Source organism: Porphyromonas somerae DSM 23386, from assembly GCF_000372405.1.
Classification (GTDB): domain Bacteria; phylum Bacteroidota; class Bacteroidia; order Bacteroidales; family Porphyromonadaceae; genus Porphyromonas_A; species Porphyromonas_A somerae.
The window spans coordinates 1-9945 of the sequence record NZ_AQVC01000062.1; the positions used below are offsets into that span (position 1 = coordinate 1).

6 protein-coding genes are annotated in these 9945 nt (G+C 49.8%); all 6 read left to right on the forward strand.

What is annotated here, in order from left to right; genetic code table 11:
* The first annotated feature begins 399 nt into the window (after positions 1–399).
* The 6 genes from tgt (at position 400) to A3GK_RS0109540 (ending at position 9706) form a co-directional block, all read left to right on the forward strand.
* Positions 400–1530 carry a tRNA guanosine(34) transglycosylase Tgt gene (gene tgt, locus A3GK_RS0109515; protein ID WP_018029223.1) on the forward strand — a complete coding sequence of 377 codons (1131 nt, stop codon included), beginning with the start codon at positions 400–402 and terminating at the stop codon, positions 1528–1530.
* A 15-nt stretch (positions 1531–1545) separates the two neighbouring features.
* The gene (locus A3GK_RS0109520; protein ID WP_018029224.1) at positions 1546–2661 is read left to right on the forward strand and encodes an LptF/LptG family permease; all 1116 of its coding nucleotides are present in this window, start codon (positions 1546–1548) and stop codon (positions 2659–2661) included.
* 9 nt (positions 2662–2670) lie between these two features.
* A complete protein-coding gene (locus tag A3GK_RS0109525) occupies positions 2671–4875 on the forward strand; it encodes a primosomal protein N' family DNA-binding protein (protein WP_018029225.1) in 2205 nt (734 codons plus the stop codon).
* A 118-nt stretch (positions 4876–4993) separates the two neighbouring features.
* Complete coding sequence (locus A3GK_RS0109530) at positions 4994–7138, forward strand: outer membrane beta-barrel protein (RefSeq protein ID WP_244860745.1); 2145 nt, start codon at positions 4994–4996, stop codon at positions 7136–7138.
* A gap of 22 nt (positions 7139–7160) precedes the next feature.
* Complete coding sequence (locus tag A3GK_RS0109535; RefSeq protein WP_018029227.1) at positions 7161–8120, forward strand: OmpA family protein; 960 nt, start codon at positions 7161–7163, stop codon at positions 8118–8120.
* Positions 8121–8458: 338 nt separating this feature from the next.
* Positions 8459–9706, forward strand: coding sequence for an amidohydrolase family protein (locus A3GK_RS0109540; RefSeq protein WP_026161837.1), 1248 nt, complete (start codon positions 8459–8461; stop codon positions 9704–9706).
* The last annotated feature ends 239 nt before the right edge of the window (positions 9707–9945 follow it).

The window sequence follows — 9945 nt, forward strand, 5'->3', positions numbered from 1 at the left end:
TATGGTTAAGGACCTCCGTAGGAGGTCCGATTTGTTGTAGCCCCCATTCGAGGCTCGCAGAGCCGATGAATGGGGGTAAATAAGACAACCAAAATCCACGACCCCTTGCGGGTCGGACAACCTATTCNAGGATTAATTTTGATATCCTAGGTCCTATTGTCCGACCCACAAGGGGTCGATATAATGTGCCCTATACCTATTCCCCCGGTCGTTCGGGCTTTGCCCTCCGACGCGGGGGCTACAACAAATCGGACCTCTCCGAGGTCCTTTCTCGCTTGTCTAGTACAAGCTATCCATATTAAGGCTGTAACTTAAGTTTATATTTCTAATGCGTACCCCCTGGGTATATGGTCCCCTTGCGTGCAACAGTCTCTCAATTTATAGTATCTTTGTAGCAGTATGAAATTTGAGATAGTACATAGCGATAAAGGCTCGTCGGCACGAGCCGGGGTGCTGCACACGCCACATGGCGAGGTGCATACGCCTATATTTATGCCGGTTGGCACGGTGGGGAGTGTGAAGGCGGTACATGCGTGGGAGCTGCAGAAGGATATCCAAGCGGAGATTATCCTCGGGAATACCTACCATCTGTACCTTCGCCCTGGCACGGAGATTATCCGCGGTGCGGGGGGTATTCAGAAGTTTAATAGTTGGGAGGGGCCGATGCTCACCGATAGTGGCGGGTTTCAGGTCTTTTCACTTGCCGATAGCCGAAAGATCACTGAGGAGGGGGTGCAATTTCAGAGCCATATTGATGGCTCACGACACCTCTTCACCCCTGAGCGGGTGATGGATATCCAGAGGGAGATTGGTGCTGATATCATCATGGCTTTTGATGAGTGCCCTCCTGGCGACTGCGATTGGCGGTATGCTCGGCAATCGCTCGACCTCACATTGCGTTGGCTAGAGCGGTGCCATAAACGATTATCTGAGACCGAACCGCTTTACGGCTACCCTCAGAGCCTTTTCCCCATTGTACAAGGAGCTGGCTTCAGCGACCTCCGAAGGGAGTCGGCAGAGCGTGTGGCGGAACTAGGGGCTGATGGCAATGCCATAGGTGGTCTCAGCGTGGGGGAGCCTACGGAGGTGATGTACGAGATGATAGAGGTGGTGAATGAGGTGCTCCCTAAGGACCGCCCTAGATACCTGATGGGGGTGGGCACGCCCGCCAATATTCTTGAGGGGATAGAGCGTGGGGTGGATATGTTTGACTGCATCATGCCTACCCGCAATGGGCGTAATGGTCAGCTATTTACTTGGCGTGGCACTATGAATATGCGTAATGAGAAGTGGAAAGACGACTATTCACCTCTTGACCCTGAGGGGACGAGCTATGTAGACCATACCTATAGCAAGGCGTATGTACGCCACCTGATTAAGTCGGATGAGCTACTGGGGCTACAGATTGCAAGCATCCACAACCTTGCTTTTTACCTCGATCTAGTGAGGCAAGCACGCAAGCATATCATTGAGGGCGACTACCCTCAGTGGAAGGCGAGTGTACTCCCCGAACTACAGCAAAGACGATAATCCAATCCATTGACGATGAAGCAAAAGGGTAGACATCTATTGGATCGTTTGGGGGTGAAACGAATCGACCGATACATCATTAGTCGCTTCCTTGGTACCTTCCTCTTTGCACTGATGCTGATCCTCATCATCATTGTGGTGATCGATATTCAGGAGAAGATGGAGGAGTTCCTCAATCCTGCCCTACCCTTTATGGATATTGTGTGGTACTATATCGCCTTTATCCCCTACTATGCGTTGCTCCTCTCACCGCTATTCATCTTTATCACGGTGGTATTCTTTACGAGTAAGCTGGCGGCACGCTCCGAAATCATTGCGATGCAGGCGGCGGGGATGAGCTTCAATCGTATCCTTCGCCCCTACTTCATATCGGCAGCGATTATTGCGGTGGTCTCCTTTATATTTAGTGCATGGATTATCCCCAACCTCAATGTGATTCGCATCGACTTTACCAACACGTGGGTCAAAAACAAAAAGGTGGAGATGGACCAAAATATCCAAGCGGCAGTGGCACCAGGTGAGGTTGTCTACTTCAGCACCTTTGATGCGAGAGAAAATATGGGCTACAACTTCTCCCTACAGAAGTTTGAGGAGAATACGCTCACTAGTCAGCTCACCGCACAGCGGATTGCCTATCACAGTGATAGCCTCTATCATTGGACTGTCTACGACTACCATATCCGCACTTTTGATGGGCTCAAGGAGCACAATGAGTACGGCGACCAGCTAGATACCCTCTTGATCCTCACCCCAGCCGACCTCCTAATCTCTAGAGAGGATGGCGAGCAGCTCACCAATGCCGAACTGAGCCACTACATAGAGCAACAAAAGAAGCGTGGGGTGGGCAATATCCAGAGTTTTCAAGTGGAGTATCACCGGCGATATGCCTCGATTCTTGCCGCCTTTATTCTCACCCTTATTGGGGTTTCCCTTTCGGCACGGAAGGTAAAGGGAGGGCTGGGGGTCAATATGGCTATCGGCTTGGCGCTCACTTTTGTCTATATTCTACTCTTTACCATTTCCTCTGCCTATGCGGTGAGTGGAGAGCTCACACCACTGATGGCGGCGTGGCTCCCCAATCTTATTTACACTCCTATTGCCCTCGGTCTCTACCTCAAGGCACCTCGCTAATGTAGGTCTATGCAGTACCCTCTCTACCTTAGCATACTAGTTCCCCTCCCTCTCAAGCAACCTATTTTCACTTACGTATACGAAGCGGACAGCGTAGAGGAGCCTCAGCTGGTGGGGCGGTTGGTGACTGTACCTTTTGGCACCAAGAAGTGCTACACAGGGTTGGTGATGGCACAACAACATACCGCACCTGAGGGGCAGCATCGGCTGAAGCCGGTATTGCAACTACTCCCCTATCCGCCCATTCCGCCCTATATCATAGAGCTTTGGCAGTGGGCGGCCAATTATTATATGTGTAGCTTGGGAGAAGTACTGACGGCTGCTATTCACCAAAGTTTCCGACCCGATGGCACGCAGGGAGAGGAGCCTAGGAAGGCAACGCTTATGCTGAGGGGGTGGCTCCCCTCGGAGCGACTGATGAGCGATGCCCACTTCAGGGGCTACCTAGAGGGACAATTGAAGAGTGGTACGACCGCTGAGAAGGCACTCCAAAAGATACTCACCAGTTACCAAAAGGGAGATAAGCCTCCGATGAGTCTGCAAGACCTTGCTGAGTGGTTGGAGACTTCTAGCTACACCATCAATAAGCTACGCAAAGTGGGGGCGGTAGAGGAGTGCGAGGTCTTGGCTAGTACCCTCAATGAGGGGGTGGCTCTCCCTATCCACAAAGTGGGCGACCCGCTCTCTAAGTTGATCTCTATCGGCAGCTCACGCATTGCCCTTGTCCATTGCCCTAATAGTCGAATTGAGGAGCGTATTCCCTACGACTACCTACTCCAAGAGGTGGCAAAGGGGAAGCAGGTGCTCCTCCTGCTACCTAATATAGAGATACTAAAGCAGTTGCTCCCTGAGCTACAAAAGCAGTTTGGAGTGAGGCTCTACCGCTATTTCTCTACCGCGACGGAGAAGGAGCGACGCACCACGTGGTTCTCTGCCCTCTCTGGGGAGGGTGGCCTTTACATAGGATTGAGGGCGGCCGTTTGGCTTCCTTTTGCTTCGCTCGGGTTGGTGGCTGTGGTTGATGAGGAGGATAGGGGCTACCGACAGTATGAGCCGGCACCCCGCTTTACCGCTACGCACGTGGCATTGATGCTGGCTCACTTTGCCAAGGTAGAGACTCTCCTAGTGAGTGCCACCCCCTCAGTAGAGAGCTACACTCTGGCACTACAGCAGAAGTATAGCTTTGTGACCTCCTCGCACACTCCGCCCGAGGTGCGACTACAGACAGTCTGGATGCCAAAGGCCTTTGAGGATAATAGTGTGCAAGGGCGGATGCTCTCCTTTCAGATGATCGGGGCTATCCGAGAGGCAATAGATGAGGGGGGGCTTGCCCTTCTCCTCTATCAGCGTAAGGGTTTTGCCCGAAGTGCTACTTGCCCGAAGTGCCAAGCCTCGCCCAAGTGTCCGCACTGCCATACGACGCTACGGTATATGGAGCAATCGCGTATGCTGGTGTGTGGTCTCTGTGGCTTTTTCCAACCATTGCCAAGTCACTGTCCGGAGTGCGGGGCTGGAGGAATGCAGTTAGTCGGCACTGGGATAGAGCGTCTTCGCCGTGCCATGGAAGAGCTATTCCCTGGGGTGGCGATCAAGATGGCGGAGGAGGTGGATCGGAGGTCGAAGCTACCTTCAGTGATTCTTTCATCGAGTTACCAACCACCTCAAGAGTACCTGAGCAAAGCGACTACCATCGGGTGGGTGCAGCTGGACCTCCTCTATGCGCTCTCTGACTACCGTGCCAATGAGCTCACCTTTCGCTATCTGATGCAGAGCCGCAATGAAGCTCCTCTGCTCAAGCGAATGGTGGTGCAACACTTTGCCACAGCACCCAATGCCCTCACCGCCTTTGAGCAAAACGACTATCAGCAGATGCTCGACTTTGAGTTGGAGGAGCGACACAGCATTCAGCTTCCCCCATTCTCCCGACACATTGATATATATTTTGAGAGTGCAGCACAAAGCCAAGCCTACCAACTCGCCACCACTGCAGCGACCATTCTTCAGAATAGACTGCCCGATGCTACTACCCTAGGTCCAGCACCTATGCCAGTACATAAAAAGGCAACCGCCATCGGCTACAAGGTGACCCTGCTGGCACCTCTACAGCTCTCCTCCCTACAGCTTCGTGAAGCGATTCATCAGCTCATTGACCCTCTCCTCCAAGAGTATAGAGGGCCTAAGATGAATTGCTACTACGATGTTGATCCTCTTTAGTGTATCATTAGGCACAACAGTAGGGCAATGTGCCATAATATATAGATATTAAGTAAGTTTTGTGTATCTTTGCTCGGTAATAGGATTATATAATATTTTTTCCACAACAAATAGAAATATGAGAATGAAAAGATTATTTGGACTAGTAGCCGTAGGGCTAATGGGTCTAGGCTTTCTACCAAGTGCCAATGCACAGGTAGATGGCGTAAACTTCACACTTTCACCAAACGTATCATACAACTGGTGGAATCAAAACATTGCACTTAAGAACTCTCCTTTCTATGGACTTCGCCTCGGCGTTGGCTTTGGCCCTTATGTAGAGTTGAGAGGAACCTTTGAGAAGTCTGTTAACCTCAAGAATACGCTTAAAGACAAGAATTGGAACATCCTTAACGAGGATGCTCTCAATAAGCTTGATGGAATGCAGTTTGATATCACTCGCCTAGGTGGTGAGCTGAAGTTCAATATCCTAAGTAGCAATTACAGCATCGCTCCATACCTTACTGTAGGTGGTGGTGTGCAAATGCTTGACTACAACCCATTTGACAAGAACACTAAAATCGTAGACGATGCCAAGAAGACTGAAAAGCAGATCTATCTAAGTGCTGGTGCTGGTGTACGCTTCAATCTTTCTGAGCGTATTGCACTTTCACTAGAGGGTCGCAACACTCAGTTCAACCTTGATAAGGTAGACTATCTACTCAATCCAAACGTTGATGATAAGGCAAAGCGTTGGGGCAACTGGTCAGCTATCGCTTCTCTTGATATCACCCTTGGTGGTATGAGTGGTTACAGCGATGCTAGCCGCCAATACAGCAACCTCTTTGAGGATGGCTTCCGCGGCGTGAAGTTTGTCCTTGAGCCAGGTATTATGTATGCTGACTTCCACGATAAGCTCAACCGTGCAGACCAATTCTTTATCGGAGGTTCTGCAGGTCTTGACTTCTCTTCACTGATTGGCTTGAGAGCTTTCTACTACCAAGCTACAGAGCAGCCAGATAAGCCTAGCTTCAAGTTCAATAAGGATCTGAAGATGTATGGTGCTAACTTGCTATTCCGTCTCAATCAACCACGTGGTATCGTACCTTACCTTACCCTTGGTGCTGGTTACCTAGATGATAAGGGCTTGATCCCAACTGATCCAGATAGACCAACCTCAAACACTGATCCAGAAGAGCGCTTTGATGTTCACAACCTATTCCTAATGGGTGGTGCAGGCGTAGAGATTCCATTCTCTAAGTACGTAGCCCTCTTTGGTAATGTTAATGCCCTTCTTTCTAACAACGAGGCATCTAAACTCAAGAACGTAGAGGTAGGTGACATCTACACCAGCCTTATGTACAATGCAGGTGTGCGCATCAACCTTGGTCGCTCAGCTTATGAGCCAATGATCAACATCAATGGCAACGAAGAGAGCCTTAACGACCGTGTGAATGACACCCGTAGCGAGGCTCAAAAGCAGAGCGGCCGTCACACCATCTTCCAAAGAGAGAGAGTACGTGGTGGCGAGATGATGACTAAGCAGCAGTTTGAGGAGATGGTAGATCGTATCCTCTACAAGATCCGCAGCGAGGAGAGTGCTCGTGCAGCTAAGTTCTCTGACTCTGAGATGGATATCATCGTAGCAGCACTTAATAGCCAAAACCCACAGGGTGCACAGGTAGTAGCTACTAACGACCCTGTAGCTAACCAGCAACTAGTTAATGAGATGCGTCGCCTAGTAGACCGTATGGATCGCCTTGAGGGCAAGACTACTGCACAGACCAACGTAGTGCCTGTACAGAGAGTTGACCCACTTGTAACAACTCCAACTACTGTAGTTAACGGTGCTACCACCACTACTACAGCTACTACTACTCACGCTAAGAACAACTTCCTTAAGCTTAACCGCCTTGCAGTGCTCACTGGTGCCAACTTTGGTGAGGGAACTCAATGGATGGTAGGAATGCGTGGTTACATGCAGATCTCTGATACCGACCTCGACTTCGTACCTGAGCTGATGGCTGGCTTTGGCAAGAAGGGTGGTTTCGACCTCAGCGCCAATGTAATTTACAACTTTAAGATCGCCGACTCTGTAGTAGATCCTTACGCAGGTCTTGGTCTTGGTCTTTACAGCCACGGTGTTGGCCTTAAGTTTGGTCCAAACTTCATCGCTGGTGCCAACTTCAAGCTGAATAAGTCTGGCGAGCTATTTGCCGACTACACTGCAAGAGGTCTATTCAAGAATAATCAGATTGCTGTAGGTTATCGTTTCGTATTCTAATCAATCACCATTAGGAAAACGAATGATGAGAAAGAGTAATTTAATCTCCTCAGCAGTAGCTACTCTACTCCTAGGCATTGGTCTACACGCCAATGCCCAGGACGTAGTACTCACCCAGCAGGTGACACAGAGTGGCGACACTGTGACCATCATTGAGAATGCACCTCGCACTACCGACACACACTCGGTAGATCAGCAGGTGTGGGACATGATCAGGTCCACTGAGGGATATGATTCGATACCCGATGATGCTCTCTTGCCAATCACTCAAGATCAGGCAGAGGAGCTCATCACCAAGCTGATACTAGAGGCTCGCAAGCCCTATGTAGAAGCTGCCTACCGCGACTCCGTGGTACGTGCTTTCAAGGTAGAGACGCTCAAGCGTCGTGCCTTGGACCAAGCACTAGCACGCACCTTCAATGAGCCACTGGAGCGTCGTCTCGACCAGATGGAGCGCCTACTCTATGCGCTTCTCCTTACCCGTGGCGACCTTAGCCCAGAGGCGATCAATCACCTGCTTGGCGGTAATCTGCTACCCCAAGGTGCTATCCAAAAGACCGATACTGTGCCAGCTAATCAGCTAGCAGGACGCCGTGAGCCAGTCACTCCTGATGAGGCAATTGCCCTCAAGGGTGGGCTCAATAATAAGGAGATAGACCTCTACATGAGCGTTGCTTACTTCGGTTTTGATAGCAGCAAGCTAGATAGTGAGGCCATCAAGACACTCGACAACGTAGTGGAGTGGATGAAGGAAAACGACCTCAGAGTATCCCTTCGTGGATACGCCTCTCCAGAGGGCAAGATGAGCTACAATAATAAGCTCTCTGGCCGTAGAGTAAATGCAGTGGCAGACTATATCACTAGCAAAGGAATTGCACGCGATCGACTAGAGGTAATCCCCTCTGGCATCGACTCCATGAAGGATACCAAGAGTAAGTATCCAAAGGGACGTCGCGTAGAGATTCGCCCAATCCTTTACTAATTAATAAGCTAATTATATGACAAAGGCGGTATCACCTCGTGTGGTACCGCCTTTTTTTTGCAACCACATCTAATCACAAACGAGACAGTTGCACGAAAGCGATCTGCTTCGTTGCTTTCGGAATTCGGGCTAGGTCACGTACGCGAGTACGCTCCCTTCGCCCTCATCCTCAGCGCCTTGCATCTCATCCTTCGTGCAAAGTCTCAGCACATTTTAGTAAATGTGCGAGAATGGCACTTCGTGCAACATTCACAAACTATGCTAAAATGTAATATACTTCCAAATAAAATGGGTATATTTGAGAATAGGTAATTAGTAACCCATTAAGACGTATGCTTATGAAAAAGAAATTCTTTAACGCGAAAATCTATCGGAATAGTTCTGCAAGTGAGATCATCGTAGAGAACGGTAAGATCACTCAGATCGGTACCAACCTTCCCAAGTGCGATGAGGAGATAGACCTCAATGGCAAGTTTGTATTGCCACCCTATGTAGATCCACACCTTCACCTTGACTACGTCTACACTGTCTCCGAGATGGAGGGGCTGGGAGCAGCTTCGGGCACACTCTTCGAGGCGATCGAAAACTGGCCAAAGTACAAAGCCACCATGACCATTGATGGCGTAAAGCGACTAGCTCGCAAGGGTATTGAAGACGAGGTATCACAAGGTGTGCAATTTATCAGAGCGCAGACCGACGTCACCGACCCTAAGTTCACCGGGTTCAAAGCAATCATGGAGCTCAAGGAGGAGATGAAAGACATCGTTGATATCCAAGTAGTAGCCTTTCCACAGAATGGTATGTACACCTACAAAGGTGGTAAGGAGCTAGTAGAGGAGGCTCTAAAAATGGGTGCCGATGTGATCGGTGGCATTCCTCACTACGAGCCAGCACGCGAGTTTGGCGAGAAGTCTATCCACGACATTGTAGAGCTAGCCATGAAGTACAATGTACTCATCGACGTACACTGCGATGAGACCGACGACGTTATGGCACGCTTTGTGGAGATTCTCAACGCCCTTGTCTACCTTGAGGATTATGGTGAGAAGACCACCGCTAGCCACACCTGCTCCTTTGGTTCGGCCGATAACTCCTACGCCTATAGGATGTTTGATATGTTTAAGCGTAGCAAGATGAACTTCATCTCCTGCCCTACCGAGAATGCTTATCTACAGGGAAGGCAAGACACCTATCCAAAGCGCCGTGGCCTTACTCGTATCAAGGAGTTTATGGAGATGGGCATCAACATTGCATTGGCCCAAGACTCTATCAATGACCCTTGGTATCCACTTGGTAGTGGTAATATGATGAACATCCTTGACAATGCTATCCACCTATCACAGTACGCTAGCCCTAAGGAGGTAGAGACCGCCTTTGATATGATCACCTACAATGGTGCTAAGTGCTTGAATATCCACGACCAATACGGTATAGAGGTAGGCTGCGATGCCAACTTCATCGTGCTGGATGGCGATAGCGCTTGGGATTGCATCCGCCGCCGTGTAGGCGTACTCGCTTCTGTACGAAAGGGCGAATTCCTATTCAAGAAAAAGCCTACTGAGTACGAGGTACCCTTCAAGATGTAAGGCCCTCCACAATAGATCAATTAAAAAGCTACCCTCAAGTGTTGAGGGTAGCTTTTTTCATTTAGAGAATGTTGCACGAACTGCCATTCTCGCACATTTGAATCAAATGTGCTGAGACTTTGAACGAAGGATGAGATGCAAGGCGCTGAGGGTGAGGGCGCTGGGAGCGTACTCACGTACGTGACCGAGCCCGAATCCCGAAAGCAACGCCGCAGATCGCCTTCGTGCAACAGTCTCAT